Origin of the sequence: Corynebacterium meitnerae, assembly GCF_027570075.1 — a bacterium.
Classification (GTDB): domain Bacteria; phylum Actinomycetota; class Actinomycetes; order Mycobacteriales; family Mycobacteriaceae; genus Corynebacterium; species Corynebacterium meitnerae.
In genome coordinates, this window is sequence record NZ_JAKMUS010000011.1 from 41,891 (window position 1) to 67,741 (window position 25,851).

Consider the following 25,851-nt stretch of genomic DNA (forward strand, 5'->3'; position numbering starts at 1 on the left):
TGCTGGTTGAACTCATGGTGCGCGCGACGTGCGGTTCTTGCGACCGCGTTGCTGCGCAAATTAAGCCTGTTGTCGCAGATGCGGGTGCGCAGTTGATGCTTATCGACGTCGACGAGGACCCCCAACTCGCCACCGAATTCGGCGACCGCGTGCCGGTGGTCGTCATTGATGGTGAGGAATTCGCGTGTTGGGAAGTGGATAACGCGGAGCTGGCTGAAGCGCTGCGTTGAGGATGAAAGGGCATGTGATGGGCACGCTATTGGTGGCCACGCGTGGATCGGATCTTGCGCAGGCGCAAGCCAATATTGTGCGCAGGGGGTTGGTTGCTGCTGGGTATCCCGCGGAGCTCACCATTGTGGTGACGGCGGGGGATATGTCGATGGCGCCGGTGGAGCGCATCGGTGTTGGTGTGTTTACCGCGGCGATCCGGGAGGCGCTTTTTAAGGGGGAGGCGGATGTGGCGGTGCATTCGTTCAAGGATCTGCCCACGGCGGCGGAACCGCGTGCGCACTTGGTGGTGCCGGTGCGGGAGGACCCACGGGAGGCGTTGATTGCTCGTGATGGGTTGTCCTTGGCGCAGCTGCCGCGTGGGGCAAAGGTGGGGACGTCTGCGCCGCGGCGGATTTCCCAGTTGAAGGCGATGAGGCCGGACCTGGATATTCGTCCCTTGCGTGGCAATATCAATACGCGCATGGCGCGGGTGACAGATGGTGAGCTGGATGCTGTGGTGCTTGCCTTCGCTGGCTTGAAGCGCGTCGGGCTGGAGAACGTGGCCACGCAGGTATTCAGCGCTGAGGAGTTCATGCCGGCACCGGCGCAGGGGGCGCTGGCGGTGGAGTGTCGGGTGGATGATGAGGGGGCGCGGGAGGCCGTCGATAAGCTGATCAGCCCTGATGATGCGGCGTGCGCATGGGCGGAGCGGGCAGCGCTGGCTGCTTTGGAGGCAGGATGCACGGCGCCTGTTGCGGCGAGTGCGACCATCGAAGGTGGTGTGATTACGCTGCGTGCCGGGGTATTTGCGCTCGATGGGTCACAGCAATTTGTTCGCACAGTGCGTGGCACGGACCCGCATTCTTTGGGTGCAGAAGTTGCCGCAGGCCTGTTGGAGGATGGGGCTGCGCAGGTGCTTTAAAGCGGATATGAAACTCGTTCAGTTTTTTATTTCCGCCTGCGCAATTTAAGGTGTAACTACCATACGCCGTCGGCGCCGCCACCCATATGGTCCCCTGAATCAGGATTCGGTGGACTGAGCAGGCACGACGGCCACAACGTGAATTCTCACGTGTTGTGCAGTTTTAGCAGTCTGTTTTAGAAGAGATTTGTGTCGATGACGAGTGCCTCCACGCCCTTAGCCGCGCCCAAAAAGGCAGCCGCCGCCAGTTCTGGTGACCCAGATTTGGCTGCTTTGCGGGGGAAGGTCATTTTCGTTGGTGCAGGTCCAGGTAACCCGGACCTGTTGACCATTCGTGCGCGTGAGGTGCTTGAGCGCAACGCCGTTGCGGTTGTTGATCCGGATGTTTCCGCAGGCGTCCGCGATGTTGTTGGTTCGGCATTGCCCGTCCCGGCTGAGAAGCTGGAAGCCGCTGCTGCTGCTTACGAAGAGATGTGCGCGAAGGCGAAGGAAGCCGGTGCGCGCCGTAAGCCGGTGAAGCCGGCTGATCCCACCGCGGCGGAATTGTCGGAGTGGGCGCCGGAGGGGGAAGAGGGGATCGTCGACAAGCTTGAGGCTGCTCTTGATGAGGCCGCGGCGGCGATTTACCGCGGTGATGCGGGCGATGGTGATGTGATTCGTCTCATCGCGGGCAACCCGCTCACCCGCAATGCTGTTATGCAGGAGATTTCTGCTGTGGCGGCTGCTGGAATTGAGTTCCAGGTTGTGCCGGGCATGTCTTTGCCGTCGACGGTGCCGTCCTTCGCGGGTATTCCGCTGGGGTCGACGTACACCGAGGCTGATTTGGCGAATGAGCCGGTGGATTGGGATGGCCTGGCGGCCGCCCCGCAGCCGCTCGTGCTTCAGGGTGAAGCAGAGCACCTGCCGGTGATCAGCGCTGAGCTGACAGAACGTGGCTTTTCCCCGGAAACGCCGCTGACGGTCACGGTGAACGGCACGACGCGTCTGCAGCGTACGTTCGACGCAACGCTGGGCACCGTGGGCAAGTTGGACGCGGATTTGGATGGCACCTTGGTTGTCACCATTGGCACCGCTGTGGATGATCGCTCGAAGTACTCCTGGTGGGAGAACCGCCCGCTGTACGGCTGGCGTGTTTTGGTTCCGCGTGCCAAGGAGCAGGCAGGGCCGATGAATGCGCGGTTGAACTACTACGGCGCAATCCCGCAGTCTGTGCCCACCATTTCTATGGAAGCACCGCGTAACCCGGCGCAGATGGACCGCGCGATCAAGGGCATCGTGGAAGGCCGCTACCAGTGGATCGTGTTCACCTCCGTCAACGGCGTGGATGCGGTCTGGGACAAGTTTGAGGAGCTCGGGCTGGATGCCCGTTCCTTCGCCGGTGTTCACCTGGCGGCGGTGGGGCAGAAGACCGCTGATGCGATTCGCTCCCGCGGCATGATCCCTGAGCTGGTGCCGCACCGCACCAAGCAGAACGCCCAGGGTTTGGTGGATGTGTTCCCGGATTACGTCGAGGAGATTGACCCGGTGGGCCGCGTGCTCCTCCCGCGCGCGGACATCGGCGGGGATGTGCTCCTGGAAGGCCTGAAGGAACGCGGCTGGGAAGTCGACGATGTGGTGGCCTACCGCACCGTCCGCGCCGCCCCGCCGGCACCGGAGGTGCGCGACATGATCAAGACCGGTGGTTTTGATGCAGTGTGCTTCACCTCCGCATCCACGGTGAAGAACCTCGTGGGTATCGCCGGTAAGCCGCACGCGCGCACCATCATTGCCTGCATTGGCCCGTTGGCAGCAGCGGAAGCCAAGGAGCAGGGCCTGCGCGTGGACGTCATGCCGGAGACTGCGGACGTGCCGTCCCTGGTTGATGCACTGGCCGAGCACGTGGCCGGGCTGCGCGCCGCGGGGCAGCTGCCGCCGCCGCGTAAGAAGCGCCGCGCACGCCGCTCGTAGGCAGATCTTCCTACAATGAGCCACGTGTTTGAACGTGAGCTGAAACCTGTACGACGCCCGCGTCGCCTACGCAGCGTGCCTGCGATGCGGCGGATGGTGGCTGAGCATCTGCTTGATCCGGCGGACTTCATCCTGCCGCTTTTTGTTGCTGATGATCTCGGGCAATCCGGGCAGCGCCGGGAGATCCCTTCCATGCCGGGGGTGTACCAGCACTCCATGGACTCGCTGAAGCAGATCTGTGAGGAAGCTCTTGCTGTCGGTATTCCCTGTGTGGACCTCTTCGGTGTTCCGCGGCCGGAGGACAAGGACGCCACGGGTTCCGTCGCCTGGGATGAAGCCGGGATTCTCAATCGGGCTGTGGCACAACTGCGCGCAGAGTTCGGTGATGACCTGCTCATCATGGCGGACACGTGTCTGGATGAGTTCACTGATCACGGCCATTGTGGCGTGGTCACGCACGACCGCTTCGGGCGCGAGGTGGTGGACAATGACGCCACGCTGCCGCTGTACGCGGACATGGCCGTGGCGCAGGCAGCAGCGGGCGCACACCTGGTGAGCCCGTCCGGGATGATGGATGGCCAGGTCGCGGTGATCCGTGAGGCGCTGGACGCGCACGGCTACACGGATGTGGCCATCATGGCGTATTCCGCCAAATACGCCTCTGCCTTCTTTGGCCCCTTCCGCGATGCAGTGGGTTCATCCTTGAGGGGGGATCGCCGCACGTACCAGCAGGACCCGGCGAATGTCCGGGAAGCGCTGCTGGAGGTCGAACACGACGTGGCTGAAGGCGCGGACTTTGTCATGGTGAAACCTGCCATGGCGTACCTGGACGTGCTGGCGCAGGTCGCGGAGGTCTCTCCCGTGCCCGTTGCTGCCTACCAAGTCTCCGGCGAGTACGCGATGATTCAGGCCGCCGGCCAGAATGGTTGGCTCGACGCGGAGCGCACGATGATGGAATCATTGATGGCTATCAAGCGTGCTGGCGCAGACCAGATTCTTACCTATTTTGCTATCGACGCTGCCCGGTTCCTCCGGGACCAGAAGGATCAGTGAGCTCTTCACCATGACCACACCCCCAACCCACCTTGCACCACCGGTGGACGATCAGCCCCCAGTGGACAGCCACGAGAAACCGGAAGCAGTGCGCTTATTCGTTCTCACAGCCGTGGTGATGCTGTGCGGGGAGCTTATACACCAGTTGTTCTCCATTGCGGTGGCGCTGCTTGATCCTTCCGCACTCGTGGAACAAGCGAAGCAGTCGCGCCCATCGGCGGCGAAGGAGATCGGCGAGGCGAATGTGACGTTGTTGGCGTATGCGTCGATAGCAATCGCCGCGCTCTTCGCGTTGATCATTGTGCTCGTGCTCGCCATCGCTCTTCGGGCTGTGTCTAAGCAAGCCTCCTGGGCGTCCAATGCGATGAAGCTGCTCATGGTGTTCGGCGGTTACTTCGCGTTGCGCGTCATGCTCATCTTTGCCATCCCGGCCAGCGGCAGTGCCGTTCCCACACCTGTTATTGCGCTGGATGGAATCATGCAGATCATCGCTGGTGTGGCCGGCGTGTGTGCCATTTTCTTTGCCACGCAGGATGAGACCCGGAAGTGGGTAACTAAGCCGGGAAAGAACAGCAACCCCCGCAACTCTTAAGGGAAAGTAGAAAACCATGGCCGGTATGTTCCCCACGATGGTGTCGGACCCGAATGACCCGAACCGTAACCACAGGTTCACTGCGTCAGGCGGGGAAGGCTGCCCGCGCAACCTGCGCGTGGCCTTCTACTTGATCTGCGCTGCCGGTGTGCTGATGTTGCTCACCGCGTTCACGCTGTTGGCCAACGGGTATCCGGGTGACGCCGTGATCCATGAGGTGAGCAAGCTGCTTGGCGACGTCGCCGATGAGCCATTTCGCCAGAGGTACATGACCAACATGCGTGTTACGGCCTGGGGCAGCATCATCCTCACCGTGTGGTTGGTCTCCGCAGCCGCGTACTTTCCGAAGGGTAGCCGCACGGCCCGCCGCTGGGCGGGTGCTGGTGTGGCGTTGGCGTGCTTTCTGCACCTGGCGTCCTTTGTCGTTCAAATGACAGCGTGGGTGTCCATGGTTGTTGTGGTTCTGCTGGTGGTGGCTATGCTGCTAGCGTTTCGTCCAGATTCCAATGCGTTTGTGGATGAGAAAAGTCCACGTTTTTAATGAGGAACCAGCGAGTAGCAATGACCAAGCCAGTGAATAACAGTGATCTGCCAGACACGGAGGCCATGGAGGCCGTCGTGGTGGGCGAGGGCGCCCCAGAGATCACCGGTAGCCATGAGGATCTTGGGCGTTCCATCCAGGATGCGATGGATGCGGCACGTGCTGCTGGCATTGGCGTGGAAGAAAAACCAGGGGAGTCTTCCGTCTGGTTCTCGGCGGACATTGAGGACCGCCCCCATGTTTCTTACTCCTTCGTGTTGGAGAATCTTCCGCCGGCACCAGACATTGACATGGTGGAGGAAGCCGTGGAATCCCTCGACGGGGTGGAGTGCCGTGTGGTGCATCCACGTCAGTCCGCGTGGGTGACGGCGACGGTGGATACGCGGCCGGAGGTGATCGTCGATAAGTTTGCAGAACTTGGAATTAAGGCGTCCCTGACGGATGCGTCGATGCTGCGCTACGCGGCGGCGGTGGAAAGCGCTGAGCACTATGTGCGCCGCAAGGCAACGGGGGATGTGCCGGTGCAGTTGCGTCGGCGCCGCCGTTCGGCGCAGCGTTCGCTCGATCGGGCGCGCCAGGCGGGTTTTGGTCCGCGGGCCCGGCGTGAGGAGGCGCAGCGGAAGAACCAGAGCAAGGATCCGGTCAAGCGGGATAAGAAGGACGATGTCCTGTACACCGCGCGTGATCTGATCACGCCGGCACGCATGTGGTTGGCGTTGGTTCTCACGCTGCCAGTGCTGGTGTTGGCCTACTTTGAGTCGGCGCAGTTTGGTGGCTGGCAGTGGGTGGAGCTCGCCTTGGCCACCCCGGTGGTCATGTGGTGTGCTTTCCCGTTCCACCGTGCGTTGTTGGGCGGAGTCCGGCGTGGAATCACCGCGCTGGATGGGGCTAGTTCCGTGGCCATCATCATTGCGTACCTGTGGTCAGCGGCGGTGATTATTCTCGCGCCGACGGGGCAGCACGGCTGGCATTCGGGTTTCACGTGGTTCGCGACAACGCAAGGTACGGATAATGGGCCCGAGTTGTTCCTAGATGTGGCGTGCGGCATCACGTTGTTGCTGCTCATCGGCCGTAGATATTCCATTCGCGCGCGGCGCTTGTTGTTTGATGAGATGGCGGATCAATCGCTTGATCCGGATCTTGAGTACACGCGCATCAACAAGATGCGCGGCCGCGCGGAGATTGATCAGGAGCAGATCCCGGTCACCGAAATCAACCGCGGCGATGACATTGTCGTGCACGTCGGGGAAGTCATTCCAGCCGACGGCAAGGTGATCGGTGGAAAGGCTCGTTTGCGCCCGGGGCTTATCGACGTCCACGAGCCCAACGACGTCAAAGTCGGCTCCACCGTGTACGCCGGTTCCGTGATTGAGGCCGGCGAGATCAAGATCCGCGCGCAGCGCACCGGCCATGCCACGCGCTGGTTGGTGGTCATGCAGTGGCTGCGTGACGTGGAAGAGCGCCAGCGCTACGCGTCTGTGCAATATGCGCAGAGCGCTGCCCGGCTCATGCCGCTGTCCATGACGGTGGCGTTTTTCAGCTTCATTCTGTGGGGTCTGATCTCCGGCGATTACAACGCGGCGCTGCGCACCTCCTTGGCGGTGCTGGCTGGTGTGGCACCAGTCGCGTTGGCCCTGTCCCCGGCGTTGGCGCTGCGGTTGGGTATTGAGACTGCGGCCCGCAACGGTGTGCTGCTGCGCGACGGCAGTACGCTGCGTGCTCTGGAGACGGTGGACACGGTGGTGTTTAACCGCGTGGGGGCGTTGGTGAAGGACCAGACGTGTGTGGAAACAGTCACGGCCGCGGAGGGGGAGAGCGAGGAAATGGTTTTGCGCATCGCTGGTGCGCTGTCCATGGAATCGGACACTCCGGCGGCACGTGCCTTGGTGCAGAGCGCACGCGAGGCAAAGACGCAGTCGGACAACAACCCGGATCTGCCCACGCGCTATGAACTGGTGAGCGTGACCACGGAGCCCAGCGGTGACGTGAACGCGCGCGTGCACCTGGTGTACATCGACGAGGACGGTAAGGAAACCTCCTCGCAGGTTGACGCCACGCTGTGGCGCCCGGTGAACCTGTCGCACCTGCGTGGCCGCCTTGCGGTGGCGGCAACCTCCGGCGGTACACCCGTTGTGGTGCGTTGGAAGGGCAAGGACCGTGGCGTGATTACGTTGTTTGACCCGTTCAAGGATGACGCGGATGAGGCGGTGTCCCGCCTGGAGCAGATGGGTGTGGAAACGGTCATGATGACGCGTGACACCTACCCGGTGGCGCGTCGTTTTGCGGATTTCTTGGGTATCTCGAATGTTCTGGCCGGTATCACGAATAACCGCAAGGCCGGGGCGATCCGCAACCTGCAGGCGGCGGGGGCGGAAGTGGCGTTGGTGGGGGATGCGTCGGTACGCGATGCGTTGCGCGCGGCGACCGTGAGTGTCATGTACGCGGACTCGGAGGACCTTGAAGTTTCCCGTCGTCGTGGCCGCTCGGTGTCTGCTGTGCTGCTGCGCCACGATGTACTGGCGGTGCCGCAGCTTGTCGCTCATGCGCGCAAGGTGTGTGAGGTGATTGACCGCAACCTCACGCTCGCCTGGGTCTACAACGGTGTGATGTTGCTGTGCGCGGTGGCGGGTGTGATTCCGCCGATCGCGGCAACGGTGCTCATGCTTGGTTCTTCGCTGCTCATTGAGGGGTTGTCTATGCGTGCGCGTAGTTTCCCGAATGAGGATCGCGTGGAGCCGGAGACGATGTCTGAACTTGTCAACGGAGAGAACAATGTCTAACACGAAGATTGCTGTTGTTGGTGCCGGGCTGGCGGGACTCACCGTGGCACGGCAATTGCGCGGGGTGAGCGTCGATGTGTATGAGGCAACCGATCGCATCGGAGGCAAGCTGCACACCGTCGGATTCGAGGGCGGCCCCACGGACATCGGCTCGGAATCCTTCATCCCCACCGAAGACATGCGTGCATTTATCGACGAGCTGGGCCTGACTGGGTCACTCGTCGAACCCAGCGACGCGCCGACCATGCAGTGGGATGGCAAGGAGCTTTCGCTTATCGATGCTCCCCGCACCACCACCTTCCACCACGGCCTCCAGGAACTGCCGGAGAAGCTCGCGGAGGAATCCGGCGCCGATATTTACATTGATGCTTTCATCTCCGGCATCACGCGTGAAAAGGACAAAGAAAGCGGGAGAGAAGGCTTCCGCCTGAAAGGCGGCGAGGACAAGCTCTACGACCACGTTGTTCTCGCTGTACCAACACCGACCGCGGCTCTTCTGCTCAAGCAGGTGGATGCTGATGCATCCCAGGCTTTGGCGAAGGTGACCTTGGCTAACCGCGTTGTGGTGGGCATGCGTTTTGCCACGGGTGAGGGCTTGCCGGAGACCGCGGAGATCCGTATTGCGGATGGGGTGGATGGAGTCCACACAGAATCCTTCGTGTTCTCGTCTCAGCGCTGGACCCACATCGCGCAACGCGAGGGCGCACTGGTCCGCGCCACTCTCAAGGCCGAAGCGCATGCCAATGAGGATGATTTGGTGGATTGGGCCCTGGATGATCTGGCAACGGTGACCGGCTTTGATGGCCGCGCTGCCGGCCTGGAAGAAATCTATGTCCAGCGCTGGTTCGGTGCTTTCCCGGAGAACACGGATGCGAACAAGGCTGCTGCCGCGGAAGCAGCTGAACTGATCGCGCAGCTCCCGGGAATCTCCGCCACCGGTGCATGGGCAGGTGGCGCGGGTATCGCCGCTGTCATCGCACACGCCCGCACAACCGCGGATGATGTGCCCACCGCGTAGATACCCCGTGTAGTTTTAAGTCCCATGCACAAAGACCAGGATCAGCCAGACCTGTCGGAGAATCCGGACAAGCCGGAAACCCCGGAAGGCTCGGAGGACAAAGAACCCGAATGGTGGGAGCAATCCGGCCTGCCGTGGAATTCTAAGCCGACGAAGTCGGACTACTGGTGTCTCGCCTGGTTCGGTTTCGTGGGCATCTTTGGCATGGCCATGATTCCGTTGCGTGCCTGGCTGCTTGGTTTGGATCCACCAATCCTGTTGGCCGTGACGGGCTCACGCATTGGTGCGGCATCCACTGGTGCGCTGGCCGCGGTAGGGGAGGCCCCGGGCTGGTTGTGGTTCCTGCTCATTGGTTCGCTGGTGAACATCAAGTTTGACTGGGTCTACTGGTGGGCCGGCAAACTCTGGGGCCGGGGCATCCTGGATGTTCAGGCACAAAACTCCAAGCGTGCGGCGAAGAATTTCGCGCGCGTGGAGGGCTGGTTCCACCGCCTCGGCTGGGTGGCTATTTTCCTGGCGTACCTGCCTATTCCGCTGCCCATCGCCTTCGTTGTGTTTGTCATGTGCGGTGCAACCGGCATGGATGTGAAGAAGTTCATGGTCCTCGACTTTGTGGCGAAGACCATGTGGTCCTTCCTCTACCTCGGCCTGGGCTGGTCGATCGGCGAGCCAGTGGTCTACGTCCTCGAGCAGTACTCGAAGGTAGCCAACTGGATCGCCATCGGCCTTATCGTCGTGGTGCTCTTCGGCGCCTTCCGCGGGCAGTCCAAGGCCACCGGCAAGGCCTGACGCTAGTCCACGCGCCGGGCACCATCCTGGGCGCTCGTCGCATAGATGACCGGGGTGGGGTGGCCCTGGGCGGCGGTGTCAGCCTCAATTGCTGCGGCCACCGCATCCACATCCTCCACCCGGCACAGGGCGATGATGGAACCACCAAAGCCACCGCCGGTGATGCGGGCGCCCACTGCGCCGGCCTTCAAAGCGGCTTGAACAGCGGTTTCGAGGGCGTCGGGGACGATCTCAAAATCATCGCGCAAGGAGACGTGGCTTTCGTTCATGAGCTCACCGAATCGGGCGATATCGCCAGCCTTGAGCGCCGCAATCGCATCGATCGTGCGCGCGGTTTCCGTGTGCACGTGGCGCACGCGACGGCGCACGGTGGCACCGTCAACAGCGGTGCCACCGGATTCGGATGAGGATGCCCACTCCACGGCACGCTCCACCACATCGTCCTCGCGGAAGGTGCAGTCAAGGGCGGCTGCCACCTGGTCGATGAGGCCACGGCGGGAGCTGTACTCACCGGTCACGTGGGAGTGCTCAACGCGGCTGTCGGAGACAAGCAGCTGGTAGCCCTCCCAGTCGCAGGGAACCTGCTCGTGGGTATTGGCCAGGAAATCAAGCGCCAAGGCGAAACCTTCGCGCCCACGCACCACGGCGTTTTGGTCCAAGCCGCCGGTGTTGGCGCCCACGTAGTGGTTCTCGGCGCGCATGGTGGCGGCGATGATGTCCTCATCAGTCGGGGACGGTGCCAACAGATCGCGCACCGCAACGGCCACGGCGCACTCCAAAGCGGCGGAACTGGACAGGCCAGAACCCAGCGGCACGTCAGAGATCACCGCGATGTCTAGGCCTGATGTGGCGCCACCAATGAGGGCATGGACGGTGCCGGCGATGTAGCCGCGCCAATCCGGCAGGCAGCCTTCCTCCGCGCTGGTGGTGGATAGTTCCGCCAGGTTCACTTCGGCGTCCAGAATCTCACCATTGGGGGAGTGGGACACCATGCGCACAACGCCGTCCTCACGCACGCGCGCAGCCACGGCCGTGGCCATGGAGGTGGCAAAGGGCAGGCATACACCGAAGGCGTAATCCACGTGGTCACCGATGAGGTTCACGCGCCCCGGTGCGACCCACACACCAGCGGCACGGCCACCGATGTGCTCGGTGAAAAACGCGTGCGCATTGGTGGTCAGCTGCTCGGGGCTGCGGGTGGCAGAAACAATCACTGGTAGGCCTCCTTCAACGTCGCGGCGATGACTTCCGGGGTGGTGTCATTGATCCACGCACCCATGCCGGATTCACTGCCAGCCAGGAACTTCATGCGGCCGGGAGAGCGCATGAGGGAGAACAGCTGAAGGTGGAAGCGCCCATCCTCCGGGGCATCCACCGGCGCCTGGTTCCACGCAGCGATGTACGGCGTGCGCTCAATGCCAGGGAAGAACTGGTCCACAGCGGCGAAGAGCTTGTCGCAGATCACGGCCAGATCATCACGCTCAGCGGTGGTCAGCTCAGCGAAATTCGGCACCGCTCGCTTGGCCATCACCATGACCTCCAGCGGCCATTTCGCCGCGGCGGGTGTGAACACCACAAAGCGGTCTGTCTCCGCGATGACGCGCTGGGCGGAGGCGAGTTCGGCGGCCAAGAGATCGTCGAAAAGCGATGTGCCATGCGCTGCACGATGAGCCTGTGCTTGGCGCGCGATGGCGGCCATGCGCGGCGGCACGAACGGGTAGGAGTAGATCTGCCCGTGCGGGTGGTGCAAGGTCACACCGATTTCCTCGCCGCGGTTCTCAAACGGGAACACGGCCTTGACGGGTTCAAGTGCGGAGAGTTCGGCGGTGCGGTGCGCCCAGACGTCGATGAGCGCGCGCTTGCGGCTCAGCGGCAGGTCCTTGAAAGAGCCTTCCGCGTCCGGCGTGAAACACACGACTTCGCAGCGTGACCACGCGGGGGCGCGCTCGAAGAGCTCTTGCTTATCGACGAATGGGTCATAGTGTTCCGGAATATCCAACCGCATGCTCAAGGACGGGAAGCGGTTCTCAAACACGACCACCTGGTAGTCGTCCTCTGGAATCTCACTGGGCTTCTGGCCAGGCCGCGTGGGCGCCAGCGGGTCCTCATTGGCGGGTGGGAGGAACGTCCGATTCTGGCGGTGCGCGGCGTAGATCGCCCACTCGCCGGTCAGCGGGTCCCGGCGCATCCAGGATTCGGTGAGAACCTCCGGCAGGCCACGCTCATCGGTGGCGGTGCGATCGGGTGTGCCGGGCTCATCGAAGTAGATGAGCTCACGTCCATCGGACAAAGTAGTGCGCGTGATTTTCAGATCAGTCATCTAATCTGCTGCTTCCAGTGTCTCGGGGTCAAAGGCGATCGGGCGGAACCGTGCCCACAGGAAGAACACTGCTGCCGCGACGGCCAGCACAATGCCCACCCACAGGTTGTCGCCGGACTCCTTGGGGATGTTCTCGTCCACATTGAAGCCCGGGTCGAGCACGAACGAGCAGATGATGAGCACGATGCCGTAGAAACCCAGCAGCGCGCCAATGACGTTACGGATATCAAACGTGGCGGTTGATGCTTGTGAAGTAGTCATGGAAGTCACTTCCTTTAGAGGAACATCAAGTTCAGGCCGATGACAAGGACAAGGGCGATCACGCCCAACGGGATGGTGCGCTGGAACCACGGCAAGGTGGCCTCAGAGGCGTCGACGAGCTGGTCCTTCGGGGTGACGCTGCGGACAAAGCCCACGAGCTCCTCATCCGGCTTCGGGGTGGTGAACAGGGACACGATGACGGACACGAGGATGTCCACCGTGAATGCCAGGGAAGCAGCGACGAATGCGGTGCCCTGGCCCGGCAGGCTGACCAGCGGGTCCTCGCCCAGGGAGAGTGCCCAGAAGATGATCGCGGCAGCGGTACCCGCCACCAGGCCGGACCAACCGGCATGCGGGGTCATGCGCTTCCAGAACATACCCAGGATGAAGGTGGCAAACAGCGGGGCGTTGAAGAAGCCGAACAGTGTTTGCAGGTAGTCCATGATGTTGCCGAAGTTCGCGGCGAGCAGCGCCGTAAACACAGCGATCACGGTTGCACCGACGGTGGCCAGGCGGCCAACGCGCAGGTAGTAATCATCGTCCTTGTCCTTGACCACGTAGGTCTGCCACAGGTCGTAGCTGAACACGGTGTTGAAGGATGAAATATTCGCTGCCATACCGGCCATGAATGCAGCCAGCAGGCCAGCGATACCCACGCCGAGGAGACCGTTGGGCAGCAGGTCACGCATGAGATACAGCACCGCATCATTCGGATTAGCGGCACCCTCCATGATCGGGGTGACCAGGACGGAAGCAACCATGCCGGGCACAACCACGATGAACGGGATGAACATCTTGGGGAATGCGCCGATGATCGGGGTCTTGCGCGCCGAGGACAGCGAATCAGATGCCATGGCGCGCTGCACCTCAACGAAGTTGGTGGTCCAGTAACCGAAGGACAGCACGAAGCCGAGGCCGAAGACGATACCCACGACGGACCACACCGGGTTGGCAAAGCCAGAGATGTCCTGGCCGGGCCAGGTGGAGAAGTGGCTCGGATCGTTGATGGCCTCCTTCAGGCCACTCCAGCCGCCCACGTGGCGCAGACCAATGATGGTCAGCGGCAGCAGCGCGGCAACGATGACGAAGAACTGCAGCACCTCGTTGTAAATCGCAGCCGACAGGCCACCCAGGGTGATGTAGGCCAACACGATCACGGCGGCAACAACAAGCGTTGCCCACAGCGGCCAGCCCAGCAGCGCTTCCACCACCGTGGCCAAAAGGAACAGGTTCACGCCGGCGATGAGCAGCTGTGCCACCGCGAAGGAAATCGCGTTGACCAAGTGCGCGGCCGGGCCGAAACGCTTGAGCATGAACTCCGGCACGGAGCGGACCTTGGAGCCGTAGTAGAACGGCATCATCACAATGCCCAGGAAGATCATGGCGGGCACGGCGCCGATCCAGAAGTAGTGCATGGTTTGCACGCCGTACTCCACACCATTGGCGGACATACCGATGATCTCCACCGCACCCAAGTTGGCGGAGATGAACGCCAAACCAGTGATCCAGGCGGGCAGCCCGCGGCCGGAGAGGAAGAAGTCAATCGACGAGGACACGCCGCGCTTCGCAGCCCATCCAATCCCCAGCACGAACGCGAAAAACACCGCGACGAGCATGTAGTCGACCCAGGAGGCATCGAGCCTGAGGGCTGTATCCATAGCGGGACACTCGCTTTCTGTTGATGTACAGGTTTCGTGTTCAGTTATGTATTGCCCGCACTGACCAGCTCACGCTCATGCGCTCACCGGGGGCCAGCACGGTCAAATCTTCGCCCGAGTTCAGGGCGTTTGGGGGCGCGGTCATCGGTTCGACCGCCAGCTCCCGCTGCGGGGAGGTGAAAACCTGGGTCCAGGGCATGCTTATGCACGCCTCCAGTTCCACCCCATATCCACCCTTATTCACCAGCCGGGCCACGCGTGGGCGTTTCACTAAATCAATTCCCGCATCATCGAGCCACACCCCGTTCATGGGCATGGGGCTGGCCGGCCACGGTTCACGTGGGCCGGCTGGGATATTGCGGGAATCTAGTGGTTGGCGTTCCTCGATGGTGTGATGCAACGTGCACTCATCGAGTGGCGCGCCTTGGGGATCTAGATAGGTGTGCACGCCCAAAGCACACGGCGCTGGACCGTGATCGTCCTCGGCCGGGGTGATGTTGCGTGCTGTCATTGCGCCATCAATTCCCGTATCGGTGAGCGTGTACATCACCGTGAGCTCAATCTGCCACGGCCACCCAGGTTCAGGCCCCAAGACTGTGCGCAGGGTTGCGCTGTCGTCCGTGTGCTCCTCAATGCTGAAGATCCGCCCCCACGTGAACCCGTGGAGTGCATGCCCCCGTTCAGGTTCCGTCACGTCCAGTTGGTGCGTAACACCGTTGAACGTGAACGTCGCATCAGCAACCCGGTTCGGCCAGGGTGCCAGTACAATATTGGCTGCTCCCGGTGGCCGGTGGGCGGGTTCAAAGCTCTTGAGTAATGGGCGTCCGTCTACCTCCAGACGTCGAATAGCGGCGCCTGAGGCCGTAATAATCGCGGTGACCTCGTGGTCAGCGACTCTTCGAAGCGTTACTTCCGGGATTGTGTGAACACCCATGGGGTAATTATCCACGGGTGCCCCCTCTGCCGTGAAACTGGCATCAACCAATAGGATTAGTACTCAGATTCTGAAACTCCATGAAAATCGCAGCGTAAAGAGGAGGGCTTGTCATGGTTGAGACCGTTGTCCACCTCGTGCGACACGGGGAAGTGCACAACCCGAAGAAATTGCTCTACGGGCGTCTCCCGGATTTCCACTTGAGTTCCCGCGGCCGTTCCATGGCGGCGCGGACCGCCACGAGCTTCAAAGGCAAAGACGTGACCTACCTGGCGGCATCCCCGCTGGAACGCGTCCAAGAAACCGCGGCACCCATCGCGGAGGTGGTGGGGCAGGATATTCAGACGAACCGGGATCTCATTGAGTCCGGCAACGTCTTTGAAGGCCTGCGCACCAAGGGGCTACGCAGCCAGCTGCTCAACCCGATCCGGTGGCGCCACATGACCAACCCGTTGAAGCCGAGTTGGGGTGAGCCGTACGCGGAGATTCTGGAGAGGATGCTGCGTGCCGTCGATAAGGCTCGTGCTGAGGCTGAAGGGCATGAGGCCGTGCTCGTGTCCCACCAGCTGCCTATCGTGATGGTGCAGCGTTGGGCCCAGGGCAAGCGGCTGCCACACAACCCGGCAACGCGTAAGTGCGACCTGGCCAGCGTGACCACCCTGGTGTTTGAAGGGGACAAGCTGAAGTCTTGGTCTTATTCCGAACCGGCGAAGGGGATTTAGATGCGTCGTTCTCATGCCATGGTTTTGGCAAGCGTGGCGTTGCTCGGCGCGTTCGGGCTGTCCGCTTGCGCGGTGCCGGGGTCCAGTGACACGTTTGCCTTCCACTCGCCCGGCGGCCAGGTGGAGATCTTCTATGACGAAGACGAGCGCGCGCCCTTGCCGGATTTTTCCGGTGAATCGTTGATGGAGCCGGATTCGCAGATTTCCCTGTCCGATTTTGAGGGGCAGACGGTGGTGCTCAACGCGTGGGGTCAGTGGTGTGCGCCCTGCCGTGCGGAGGTGGATGACCTGCAGGACGTGCAGGAACACCTGACCAGCCGGACTGTGGACGGCAAACCCTCCGGTACAGTGCTGGGCATCAATGTCCGTGATTACCAGCGGGAGATTTCCCGCGACTTCCTGAAGGACAACGGGGTGACCTACCCGTCCATCTATGACCCGCCGTTCCGCAGTGCAGCGGCGCTAGGCGGCATTCCTACCTCTGTCATTCCCACCACGGTGATCTTGGACAAACACCACCGTCCGGCGGCGGTGTTCCTGCGTGAGGTTACGGCGGACGACATCATCGAGGTCACAGACCGTCTTGAGGGTGAGAGCTAAATGGGCCAGACGTTCGCGGACCTTGTTTCAAACGGCCCGCTCTTCGCCGGACTCTTCGCCGCGGCAGTGGCTGGTTTGGTCTCCTTCGCCTCCCCGTGTGTGATCCCACTGGTGCCGGGGTACCTGTCTTACCTCACCGGCATCGTCGGCGGTGAAACGAAGTTTGAGAACGGGGAAGTCACCGTGGGCAAGCGCCGCCAATGGGCGGTTGTGATTGCCGCGGCGCTGTTCATCGCGGGTTTCACCGCGGTGTTCCTGCTGGCCACGGTGACTGTCTTCGGTGCCATCAGCGTCATCGCACTGAACGCTGACACCCTGATGCGCATTGGTGGTGTGGTGACCATCATCATGGGCTTGGTGTTCATGGGCAGCGTGCCAATCCTGCAAAAAGACACCCGCATGCAGCCCAAGAAGTGGGCCACATGGGTGGGCGCACCGCTGCTCGGCGGCGTATTCGCGCTCGGCTGGACACCTTGTGTGGGGCCGACGCTTGGCGCGGTGATCTCTGTCTCCGTGGGCACGGACGGCATGACGGCTGCCCGCGGCATTGTGCTGGTGATTGCTTATTGTTTGGGTCTGGGTATTCCATTCCTGCTCCTAGCGCTTGGCTCCGCCAAGATGGTGGACGCCGTGGGCTTTTTGCGTAAGCATTCGCGTACCATCCAAATCATCGGCGGTGTTGCCATGGTGCTGGTTGGTTTGTTGCTGCTCACCGGGGCGTGGAATGTTTTCATCGCCTGGACCCGCCAGCTGGTTGTCGGATACGGCGCGACCGTGCTGTAAACCCGTGCTCTAAAACCTTGGACACTCACTAGATTTTTATGTTTTCTACCGCGACTTCTTCCGCAACCGTGTGGGCTAAACGCACCTGGCACTGGTTGACCAGTATGCGTACCGCACTGGTGTTGCTGTTCCTTCTGTCCGTGGTTGCGGTTCCGGGTGCGCTGTTGCCCCAGCGTGAAGTGAACTCCAGCAAGGTGGATGAGTACATCGCGGCGAATCCGACGATGGGCAAGATCTACGACGCATTGAGTTTGTTCGATGTGTTTTCTTCCCCCTTCTTCGTCGCACTGTTGACGCTGCTGATCGTCTCTTTGATTGGCTGCATCATTCCGCGTTCGATTGACCACTACCGCGCGTACAAAGCGAAGCCGACGCGTGCGCCGAAGTACCTGCACCGCATGCCGTTCCATGCTGACGGTGAGGTGGACAGCTCGCTGGAAGACGCGGTGAAGCATGCCAAGGCCCAGTTCAAGCGGTGGCGCGTGGCGGAGTACACCGTGGAGGAAGACCGCGCGGGTGCGGTGTCTATCTCCGCGGAGCGTGGGTATTCGCGTGAGCTGGCCAACCTCATCTTCCACGTGGCCATCGTGGCCATCATCGCCGTGTTCGCGTTTGGCCGAATGGTCTTCTACGAAGGCCAGGTCATTGTGGTGACCAACTCCGAATCGGAGCACGCGATTCCCGTGAATCAGTCGCGCGAATTCTGCAATACGTCACCCGCCAACTTTGATACCTTCCGCGCCGGCCCGCTTTTCGACGGCACCGGGCTCACCCCCTTCTGCCTTATCTCCCACAACTTCACCGCGGACTACCTGCCCAATGGCCAGGCCGACACATTCTCCTCCACGGTCTCTTATGCAGAAGGCGATGCAATGGCGTCCACTCCGCCGGAGAAACCCGGGGAGTCTAAGCCGGGCTGGAAGGACTACACCCTGCGCGTGAACCACCCGCTGCGTGTGGGTGGTGATCGCGTGTACCTGCAGGGCCACGGCTTTGCCCCGCAGATCACCGTGACATGGCCGAACGGTGAAACGCGCACCCAGATGATTCAGTTCCGTCCCACGGACCTGACGTTCTTCCTGTCCACCGGTGTCATGCGTTTTGACCCGCCGGCGGGCATGTACCCGGATCTGATGGAGCGCCGCAAGAACCAGATCGCCATCGAGGGTGTGTTCGCCCCGACGGCTGCCTGGACGGGCCCGAATAATGACATGCTGCAGTCAGCATTCCCCTCCATGGATGACCCGGCAGTGTCCCTGGAGCTCTACATCGGTGATGCCGGTTTGGATACCGGCCGCCCGCAGAATCTCTTCGCTCTCGACCAAGCACTCATCGCCTCCGGTGAACTGGAGCGCGTGGAAAAGGTAGCGCTCGGCGTGGGAGAAGAAATCACCATTCCGGCAGGGGATGACCCCGAAGGAGGGGAGATCACCGTGCGTTTCGACGGTGCCGCCGAATACGCCAACTACCAAATCTCCCGCGACCCCACCCAGGGTTGGGCACTCGTTGTCACCACCCTGTTGCTCGCCTCCCTCGTTGGTTCGCTGCTGATCAAGCGCCGGCGCGTGTGGGTGCGCTTCACCCCTTCCGCAGCAGGCGGAACGCATATTGAACTCGCCGGACTCGCCCGCACGGACCGCGCCGGGTGGGGCAGTGAGTTCGATGAGGTGGTGGCGTTGGTGCTCCAAGACGCGAACAAGCAGAAGCTCGATGAGGCTGAGTTTGAGGACGACTCTGATGCCGAAGAGTGGCACTGACGTGCACTAACATCTCCCGCAGCCTTGGTGGCGGCGATAGGTGTGGAGTAAACTATTCCGCATGTTGGTCAACTCCACCCTCGCCGACGTTTCTGATTTGTCGCTGCGTACGGCATTCGCTGTTTACATTGTTTCCCTGATTCTTTCGTGCATTCACTACATGCGTGCGCAGGCCGTCATCGACCTCAAGCGTGAGCGTGCTGCGGTGGAGGAGAAGGAACTCGTGGCTGTCGGCGCTGCCGGCGGCGAGACCGTGGTGGACAAGCCGCACTCCTCTGAACTGGAGAGCGCAACCGTCACCGATGAGGAGATTGACGCAGCGCGTCTCCGCGCCCGCAAGATGGCTGGTAGTACCCAGTATCTGACGTGGGTGGGCATCATTTTCCACGTGGTGGCTGTGGTCACGCGCGGTATGTCCGTGAGCCGTTTCCCCATGGGCAACATGTACGAGTTTGTGATCACCTCGACCGCCGTGACCATGGTGGCCGCCGCCGTGATCATCCAGCGTCGTGGCTGGCACACCACCTGGCCGTGGCTGCTGGCGCCGAACATCGTGCTGCTCTTCCTCGCTGCAACCGTGCTGTATGCCGCGGCTGCTCCGCTTGTGCCGGCGCTGCAGAGCTTCTGGTACCCCTTCCACGTGTCCACCGTGTCCGTGGGTGCGTCCATCGGCCTGATCTCCGGCATGTTCTCCCTGCTCTACCTGCTGCGCATCTGGCAGCCGCGTGGGGAGGAGAAGGGCTTCTTCGGCGCGATTGCAAAGCCGCTGCCGAGCGCTAAGAAGCTGGACTCCTACGCTTACCGCACCGCGATTATCACCCTGCCGGTGTTCGGCATCGGCATCATGCTCGGCGCCATCTGGGGCGAGGTTGCATGGGGTCGCTTCTGGGGTTGGGACCCGAAGGAAACCGTCGCACTGATCACCTGGATCCTGTACGCGGCATACCTCCACGCACGTGCTACCGCTGGCTGGAAGAACGCCAAGGCAGCGTGGATCAACGTGGCGGCATTTGTCACGAGTGTGTTCAATCTGTTCTTCATCAACCTGGTGGCAACGGGACTTCACTCATACGCGGGGCTCAATTAGTCAATTGTTTCTCCCGCGGCGGGGTATCTTGTAATAACAAGTTAAGTTTTCAGGGATGATTCCCTGGACCCTGTCATGCCCCCGATGAAGGAGTCCCCGCGTGCCTACTCCCCGTAATAAACAAGGCAAGCCTGCCAGCGATATCCCCACCCTCATTGAACTGGGTGCAGAACTTGCCGATGTCCGGCGTGAAGCCGGCCGCCTCCAACAAGAAGTGGCCACAGCCGCGGGGATTTCCCGCTCCACCTTGCACACCATCGAGCGGGGTGGCGCCGGGGTGCGCTGGGAGAAAGTCATGGCAGTGGCCGAGGCTCTGGGGTTGGAGCCGAAGTGGGTGGAAAAGAAATAGGCGTGGGGGATAGGTTGCGACCAACTTTGAAAAGTTGGTCGAACGTCCTGCGCGTTTATTGAATTTCTCTAGCAGATCGGGATCTGTGTAGCAGCAGCACCGGCCCGCTAGTCCTCTTCGCGGCGCTCCTCGCGGCGCAGCCGGCGCTCCTCTTCTTCCTTGGCGCGGCGTTCAGCTTCTTCCTTGGCGCGGCGTTCCTTGAAGCGGTTCTTCTCGATGTTCCACAGGAACTCCTCATCATCATCCGGCCCTTTGATGGCGGGCGGCTGCTGTGCGTTTTTGGGACGCAGCGAGCCGTAGCGTTCTGAACTGCCGGGACCGAAAGCGCGCCAGAGCAGCCAGACGGCCAGAACGATCAACAGCAAGAGAATTAACCGACCCATGTCTTCCAACATACTGGTTCGCCCCACAACACTGCTGACAGCTAAGGTCAATGACTGTGACAGACCCGAAGACGAATCAGACCACCACCGCGCCGACCGTTGACCCAGAGGCTCGTTCGCGCGCTAACCGCGCCGCTGCAAAATATGGTGCGCTGCGCCTTGGCCTTTTCGTTGTGCTCGCCGTGGTCATCCAAGTTGTGGCGGTGGCCATTGATGCACCGGTGCCACTGGTTATGTCGGCACTGCTCGCCCTGATCGTGGCATTCCCGTTGTCCATGCTGGTATTCACCAAACAGCGCGTGGAAGCCACCGAGGCCATGGCGGTGTGGAACAGCCAGCGCAAGGCCCGCAAGCAGTGGGTGAGTGATGAGCTGGCGGGACGTTAACGCCCGTCTCACAGTCCTTTGCCAAACAGCAACGCGATGACCACCATCGCGGGCAGTGACAAGAACGTGGTGATGAACACGGTATCGCGCGCCACCGTTTCACCCGCGCGGAAATTAGCGGAGTAGTTGTACACGTTCTGTGCGGTGGGGAGGGCACAGAGGATGACCGCGGCGTAGAGCGCTGAGCCTTCAAGGCCCGCAGCAACACCCGTGGCCCACGCGACGGCGGGCATCACGGTGAGCTTGAGCACAGACGCCGTAATCGTGGCCGGCCGGTCCGGGCCCGGGGATAGCACCGCCCCGCCACGCAGGCTGGCGCCGAAACTCATGAGGATCATCGGGATGGAAGCCCCCGCCAAAATTTCTAGTGGCGCCATCACCGGATCCGGCACCGTCCACCCCATGGCGGCGACCACCAAACCAAGTAGCGGTGCCACAACAACAGGGGCGGTGAGACCGGACTTCACGGCCTCCCACACGTGCCGCCCCCGGGAACCGGGGGCATCGGGGTTGGCACTCAAACCGGCGATGACAAAGGGAGATACGATCACCATCTGCATGAGCAGCACCGGTGGCATGTAGGCGGCATCACCGATGACATAAATAGCAATGGGCAGACCGATGTTCACCGAGTTGAAGTAACTCGCGGACGCAGCACCAGCCATCCGCGTGGGCACATCTGCCTGGAAGAACAGCCGGGAGATCACCCAGAACACCGCCATGGTGATCGCGGTGGCAATGAGCACCACAACCACGACGGGGGAGATAAACGTCGACGCATCAGAGGTTGCCACCGTGGTGAACAACAATGCCGGCGACGCCGCCCAGTACGCGACGCGGTTGAACATGAGGCGCTGATCCCCAGCACCAATGATGCCCCGTTGCGCGAGTACATAACCGGCGCCGATGACCACAAAAATGATCGCGAAACCGGTTAAGACATCGATCACGTAAAAGTGCCTCCTTTGGAAACGTCGAAAAGCTTGCTTTGGCTACCGGTCGATGTAGAAGGTCCACCCAAAGTCCTGGTATCCATCCACGGTGTAAGGGACTGTTTCACCTATCCACCACATGGGGGAGGCAGCGGTGAGTGCGACCGCAGTGACCAGCGACCACACCAGCATGGCGCGTCCATTGCGTCCCAGAACCGGGATCAGGTCCGGGCCTTGCGCGCCACGCTGAACCACCATGATCGAACTGATCGCCCACGGCAGCGCCACGAGAGCGAGCAGCGTCGTGAGAAGGGTTGTGGCCAAAATAAGCGTAACCACGAAGGGGATCAGGGTCAGCACACTAAACAGGATGCGGGCGCGCTTATCCCCGAGCTTCACGGCAAGGGTGACCTTCCCAGCTTCCTTATCCGTGGGGATGTCCCGGATGTTGTTGGCCAAGTTGATCGCCGCGGAGATCGCACCCACCGCCACGGCACACGCCACGCCCACCCACGTCACGGTGAATGACTGCGTGAACTGGGTGCCCAGCACCGCCACGAGGCCGAAGAAGATGAATACGGAGACCTCGCCCAAACCCCGATAGCCGTACGGGTTCTTCCCGCCGGTATAAAACCACGCGGCAAGAATGCACACCGCGCCAACGAGGATGAGCCACGGTTCAGAGATCAGCGCTAGCACCAGGCCAGCGAGGCCGGCAATACCAAAAGAGATGAACGCGGCCCGCTTCACGTTTTCCGGGCGTGTTTTACCCGAGGCGGTGAGGCGCGCCGGGCCCGTCCGGTCATCGTCGGTGCCGCGCACGCCGTCGGAGTAATCATTCGCGTAGTTCACACCAATGATCAGCCCCATGGACACAATGAGCGCCAAGAATGCCTGCGGCAGGCTCCACCAGAACTCATACGCCGCCGCACCAGTACCCACCACCACGGGGGCCACGGCATTGAACCACGTGTGCGGACGCGCCGCCTGCCACCAGTCGCGAAATGTGGCTGAACGGCCTTCTTCTGGCACGTCAGCGGGCTCGGAAGCAGGGGTATTCGGCGTGGAATCCATGCTGTCCATCATGCACTCAAAGTGGGTGTGGAGGGAAGCTGGGATAAAGTAGCCCTCCATGTGGATCGACTATGCCGTCCGCCAGGTGCTCCATACGGCGGGCACTTTCGCGCGCCAACCGGGCTTGTTGTTGGCAACCAAGGCGCACTCACTGTCGTTTCCAAGTGCCGCTGAGGTGAGCGCCGGGGACACCATCATTTCCCTCACCACCTACGGCAAACGCCTATCCACGGCTGTGTACTCCATCGCCTCCCTCCTGGTAGGCACGGTTCGCCTGCCTGTGATCCTGTGGCTGGACGAGGAAGACTTCAACGCCCCGTGGCCGCCAGGTCTCAATCGCCTGGCTCAACGTGGCCTCGACGTGCGGTGCTCCGACGGTAAATACGGTCCGCACACCAAGTACTACGGCACCTTCCAGGCCTTCGCCGGCAAAGGTGTCCGCGTGATCACGGTGGACGATGACATGATGTATCCGCGTTGGTTCGCAGAAAAGCTACTCAACGCCGCTGATGCCTCCCCGCGCAATGTCGTTGCCTACCGCGCGCACACCATCACCATGCGCAAAGACGCCATCGCGCCGTACAAAGAGTGGACAACCACCTTCACCACGGAACCGTCATTCCGTCACTTCGCCACCGGCGTCTCCGGCGTGATCTATCCAGCGTCGATGGTGGATTATGTCGCCGCTCAAGGCAAAGGTTTTCAAGGCACATCTCCGCTTGCCGACGACGTCTGGCTCCACCACTGCGCCCTCCGCTCCGGCCACCGCGTCCGCCAGGTGTTCCCTCACCCCCGCGAGTTCTCCATCATCCCCATGTCTCAGCGCCAAGCGTTGGTGCGCCGCAATCAGTGGGGCAGTGGTAACGATATGCAGATCGCGGCCACCTATACCGACGAGGACATCGCTGTGCTTATCGCCGAACCCACGGACGAGGACTAGGGAGAGGCCTAGCCCCTAAAGCCACAACTGCTGCGACAATCACAGCAGGTCACCCCGGTGGACTTGTGGCTCTAAGTCGAACCCGAGGGCGGAGAGCACGGTGATGACCTTGCCCACTTCGGCCGTTGGCTTGCCTTTTTCGAGCTCTCGGAGGAAACGATCCGACACCCCCGCTAGGTCGGCCAGATCTACCTGTGTCAGGCTGACGCGTTTGCGTTGGGTCCGAACGAACTGGCCAAGCGCGCTGACGTCCATAGGGGCTCCTCTCGTTTTGTCATTTTGCCGTCTTGTCATGGGTGTAGCGGAGCGGGCGTTCCGAATTTGCTTCGTTGTGGGTATCAGGTTACCTGCGGGTGACCAAAAACGGATTGGGCGTTCCGAATGTTGTGATTCTCGGATGGTTTTGGTCTTGTTGGCGGCTGGATCGGAGCGGGCGTTCCGAATCTGGTCCGTGTGCACCATTTTCGAAAGTTGGGAGCAGTCCTGGGGTTTTAGAGAGGGTTTGCACGATTTTGGAAAGTTGAGTGCACTGGGGCCGGGGGGCGTGGGGCCGAGGGGTCGAGGGGCCGGGGGAGGGAGGACCGAGGAGGAGCTAGGCGTCCCCGGCGAAGACCGTGGCGACGGCGCGGCGATCAGGCTTGCCGGGGCCGGTGGTGGGGATCGTGCGGAAGTGGCGGAGATCCTTGGGAACCTGCCAGCGGGGGAGACCATCAAACGCTTCGAGGAGGTCACCCAATTCGGCGGAGCCGGAGTAGGCGGCGCAGATGCGGTGACCGAAGCGGTCGTCCGGAACACCGACAACGCAGGCGCCGGTGACGCCGTCGAGGGTGAGCATGAATTCCTCAAGCAGTTCTGGCTGCAGTTTGAGGCCGCCGGTTTCGATGAGGTTGTCCAGTCGCCCGTTGACGGTGAGTGTCCCGTCGGTGAGCTCACCGGCATCGGAGGTGATGAACCACCCTGGTTCGGAAAAAGCCTCGTGGTCAGGCAGGTTGCGGTAGCCGTGTGCGATCATGGGGCCGCCGAGGTGGATACGGCCATCGCGGACGCGGACGTGGGCGCCGGCGATCGGGCGGCCGTCGTATACGCAGCCGCCGGAGGTTTCAGAGGAGCCGTAGGTGGTCACCACATTGATGCGCAGTTTGGCTGCCGAGTCGAGCATTTTCGGGTTGATGCGGCCGCCGCCGACCAAGATGGCGTCGAAAAGCCTTAAGGCTTCGATCCCGGCGAGGGTGCTCATGATCTTGTTGAGCTGCATGGGGGCCAGCGAGGTGTACATGCGGTCGCCGGTGGCGGCAAGTGTTTCGGCGCGTGCGACGAAGTCGGAGGTGTGGAAGCCGTCGGTGAGGTCGACGAATTCCGGCTCGACGCCGGCGACCATGCTGCGCACGAGGACCTGCAGGCCCGCGATGTGGTGCGCCGGCATGGCCAGCAGCCATTGTCCCGGGCCCCCCAAAGCCTGATGGGTGGCATCGGCACTGGAAATGAGGTTCACCGGCGTGAGTTGTGCGCCTTTCGGTGTGCCCGTGGAGCCCGAGGTGGCCACCACAACTGCGATCTCATCCGCAATGGACTGGCCCGCGCGCATGCTCACGCGGAGTTTGTCCGCCCGCGTCGGATCATTCGCCGGGACCGGGAGCAGCGCGCATTCACCAGAGATCGCTGCTTCGAGGTCCGGCATGATCGCCAGCGGATTAGCCAGGTCGACGGGGAGTAATTCGAGCATGTTGGGCACACGGGACAGCTTACGGTCTACCGGCGGTTTTACGGGATTTGAAACTAGTGGGAACTAATTCGGTTGTTGTCGCGACTTTTA

27 protein-coding genes are annotated in these 25,851 nt (G+C 61.8%); 17 read left to right on the forward strand and 10 right to left on the reverse strand.

What is annotated here, in order from left to right; all coding sequences use genetic code 11:
- Positions 1-14 precede the first annotated feature (14 nt).
- The 9 genes from L8U60_RS07665 (at position 15) to L8U60_RS07705 (ending at position 9,852) form a co-directional block, all read left to right on the forward strand.
- Entirely contained in the window at positions 15-230 is a 216-nt protein-coding gene (locus L8U60_RS07665) for a glutaredoxin family protein (protein ID WP_269965809.1), read from the forward strand.
- A gap of 17 nt (positions 231-247) precedes the next feature.
- Complete coding sequence (gene hemC / locus L8U60_RS07670; RefSeq protein WP_269965776.1) at positions 248-1,132, forward strand: hydroxymethylbilane synthase; 885 nt, start codon at positions 248-250, stop codon at positions 1,130-1,132.
- Positions 1,133-1,327: 195 nt separating this feature from the next.
- Positions 1,328-3,079, forward strand: coding sequence for a bifunctional uroporphyrinogen-III C-methyltransferase/uroporphyrinogen-III synthase (locus tag L8U60_RS07675; RefSeq protein ID WP_269965777.1), 1,752 nt, complete (start codon positions 1,328-1,330; stop codon positions 3,077-3,079).
- 15 nt (positions 3,080-3,094) lie between these two features.
- Positions 3,095-4,132, forward strand: a complete 1,038-nt coding sequence (gene hemB / locus L8U60_RS07680; protein ID WP_420840178.1) for a porphobilinogen synthase — start codon at positions 3,095-3,097, stop codon at positions 4,130-4,132.
- Positions 4,133-4,142: 10 nt separating this feature from the next.
- Positions 4,143-4,724, forward strand: a complete 582-nt coding sequence (locus L8U60_RS07685) for a hypothetical protein (RefSeq protein WP_269965779.1) — start codon at positions 4,143-4,145, stop codon at positions 4,722-4,724.
- Positions 4,725-4,740: 16 nt separating this feature from the next.
- On the forward strand, positions 4,741-5,265 hold the full coding sequence (locus L8U60_RS07690) for a hypothetical protein (RefSeq protein ID WP_269965780.1): 525 nt from the start codon (positions 4,741-4,743) through the stop codon (positions 5,263-5,265).
- Positions 5,265-8,045 carry a heavy metal translocating P-type ATPase gene (locus L8U60_RS07695; protein ID WP_269965781.1) on the forward strand — a complete coding sequence of 927 codons (2,781 nt, stop codon included), beginning with the start codon at positions 5,265-5,267 and terminating at the stop codon, positions 8,043-8,045. Before L8U60_RS07690 ends, L8U60_RS07695 begins: the two co-directional genes overlap by 1 nt.
- Complete coding sequence (locus L8U60_RS07700) at positions 8,038-9,063, forward strand: FAD-dependent oxidoreductase (protein ID WP_269965782.1); 1,026 nt, start codon at positions 8,038-8,040, stop codon at positions 9,061-9,063. The genes L8U60_RS07695 and L8U60_RS07700 overlap by 8 nt, the downstream gene beginning before the upstream one ends.
- Before the next feature lie 24 nt (positions 9,064-9,087).
- Positions 9,088-9,852: a DedA family protein gene (locus tag L8U60_RS07705; protein WP_269965783.1), complete on the forward strand. Its 765-nt coding sequence runs from the start codon at positions 9,088-9,090 to the stop codon at positions 9,850-9,852.
- 2 nt (positions 9,853-9,854) lie between these two features.
- On the opposite strand, the gene galK is transcribed toward L8U60_RS07705, so the two are convergent.
- The 5 genes from galK to L8U60_RS07730 are packed head-to-tail and all read right to left on the reverse strand — an operon-like array spanning position 9,855 to position 15,025.
- A complete protein-coding gene (galK, locus tag L8U60_RS07710) occupies positions 9,855-11,066 on the reverse strand; it encodes a galactokinase (RefSeq protein ID WP_269965784.1) in 1,212 nt (403 codons plus the stop codon).
- Positions 11,063-12,172 carry a galactose-1-phosphate uridylyltransferase gene (gene galT / locus L8U60_RS07715; RefSeq protein WP_269965785.1) on the reverse strand — a complete coding sequence of 370 codons (1,110 nt, stop codon included), beginning with the start codon at positions 12,170-12,172 and terminating at the stop codon, positions 11,063-11,065. Before galT ends, galK begins: the two co-directional genes overlap by 4 nt.
- Positions 12,173-12,433, reverse strand: coding sequence for a hypothetical protein (locus tag L8U60_RS07720; protein ID WP_269965786.1), 261 nt, complete (start codon positions 12,431-12,433; stop codon positions 12,173-12,175).
- Between the two features lie 14 nt (positions 12,434-12,447).
- On the reverse strand, positions 12,448-14,091 hold the full coding sequence (locus L8U60_RS07725) for a sodium:solute symporter family protein (protein ID WP_269965787.1): 1,644 nt from the start codon (positions 14,089-14,091) through the stop codon (positions 12,448-12,450).
- Positions 14,092-14,131: 40 nt separating this feature from the next.
- Complete coding sequence (locus tag L8U60_RS07730; RefSeq protein ID WP_269965788.1) at positions 14,132-15,025, reverse strand: aldose 1-epimerase family protein; 894 nt, start codon at positions 15,023-15,025, stop codon at positions 14,132-14,134.
- Positions 15,026-15,138: 113 nt separating this feature from the next.
- Here L8U60_RS07730 and L8U60_RS07735 point away from each other — a divergent pair, with 113 nt between their 5' ends.
- From L8U60_RS07735 to L8U60_RS07760, 6 genes are all read left to right on the forward strand, one after another.
- Positions 15,139-15,747 carry a histidine phosphatase family protein gene (locus L8U60_RS07735; protein ID WP_269965789.1) on the forward strand — a complete coding sequence of 203 codons (609 nt, stop codon included), beginning with the start codon at positions 15,139-15,141 and terminating at the stop codon, positions 15,745-15,747.
- Entirely contained in the window at positions 15,748-16,347 is a 600-nt protein-coding gene (locus L8U60_RS07740) for a TlpA family protein disulfide reductase (RefSeq protein ID WP_269965790.1), read from the forward strand.
- Entirely contained in the window at positions 16,348-17,130 is a 783-nt protein-coding gene (locus L8U60_RS07745; RefSeq protein WP_269965791.1) for a cytochrome c biogenesis CcdA family protein, read from the forward strand.
- A 104-nt stretch (positions 17,131-17,234) separates the two neighbouring features.
- A complete protein-coding gene (locus tag L8U60_RS07750) occupies positions 17,235-18,887 on the forward strand; it encodes a cytochrome c biogenesis protein ResB (RefSeq protein WP_269965792.1) in 1,653 nt (550 codons plus the stop codon).
- A 61-nt stretch (positions 18,888-18,948) separates the two neighbouring features.
- Positions 18,949-19,974 (forward strand): c-type cytochrome biogenesis protein CcsB, encoded by a 1,026-nt coding sequence (ccsB, locus tag L8U60_RS07755; RefSeq protein ID WP_269965793.1) that lies wholly within the window; start codon positions 18,949-18,951, stop codon positions 19,972-19,974.
- 100 nt (positions 19,975-20,074) lie between these two features.
- Positions 20,075-20,323 carry a helix-turn-helix domain-containing protein gene (locus L8U60_RS07760; protein ID WP_269965794.1) on the forward strand — a complete coding sequence of 83 codons (249 nt, stop codon included), beginning with the start codon at positions 20,075-20,077 and terminating at the stop codon, positions 20,321-20,323.
- 107 nt (positions 20,324-20,430) lie between these two features.
- Here the strand turns inward: L8U60_RS07760 and L8U60_RS07765 are convergent, their stop codons facing one another.
- Positions 20,431-20,706, reverse strand: coding sequence for a hypothetical protein (locus tag L8U60_RS07765; protein WP_269965795.1), 276 nt, complete (start codon positions 20,704-20,706; stop codon positions 20,431-20,433).
- A 50-nt stretch (positions 20,707-20,756) separates the two neighbouring features.
- Here L8U60_RS07765 and L8U60_RS07770 point away from each other — a divergent pair, with 50 nt between their 5' ends.
- A complete protein-coding gene (locus L8U60_RS07770) occupies positions 20,757-21,092 on the forward strand; it encodes a DUF4229 domain-containing protein (protein ID WP_269965796.1) in 336 nt (111 codons plus the stop codon).
- A gap of 8 nt (positions 21,093-21,100) precedes the next feature.
- Here the strand turns inward: L8U60_RS07770 and L8U60_RS07775 are convergent, their stop codons facing one another.
- Positions 21,101-22,042 (reverse strand): AEC family transporter, encoded by a 942-nt coding sequence (locus tag L8U60_RS07775; protein ID WP_269965797.1) that lies wholly within the window; start codon positions 22,040-22,042, stop codon positions 21,101-21,103.
- A 42-nt stretch (positions 22,043-22,084) separates the two neighbouring features.
- Entirely contained in the window at positions 22,085-23,098 is a 1,014-nt protein-coding gene (locus L8U60_RS07780) for a 1,4-dihydroxy-2-naphthoate polyprenyltransferase (protein WP_269965810.1), read from the reverse strand.
- A gap of 58 nt (positions 23,099-23,156) precedes the next feature.
- Between L8U60_RS07780 and L8U60_RS07785 the strand changes: the two genes are divergently transcribed.
- The gene (locus L8U60_RS07785) at positions 23,157-24,038 is read left to right on the forward strand and encodes a glycosyltransferase (RefSeq protein WP_269965798.1); all 882 of its coding nucleotides are present in this window, start codon (positions 23,157-23,159) and stop codon (positions 24,036-24,038) included.
- A 39-nt stretch (positions 24,039-24,077) separates the two neighbouring features.
- On the opposite strand, the gene L8U60_RS07790 is transcribed toward L8U60_RS07785, so the two are convergent.
- A complete protein-coding gene (locus L8U60_RS07790; RefSeq protein ID WP_269965799.1) occupies positions 24,078-24,293 on the reverse strand; it encodes a helix-turn-helix transcriptional regulator in 216 nt (71 codons plus the stop codon).
- Between the two features lie 337 nt (positions 24,294-24,630).
- On the reverse strand, positions 24,631-25,761 hold the full coding sequence (menE, locus tag L8U60_RS07795; protein WP_269965811.1) for an o-succinylbenzoate--CoA ligase: 1,131 nt from the start codon (positions 25,759-25,761) through the stop codon (positions 24,631-24,633).
- Positions 25,762-25,851: the final 90 nt, after the last annotated feature.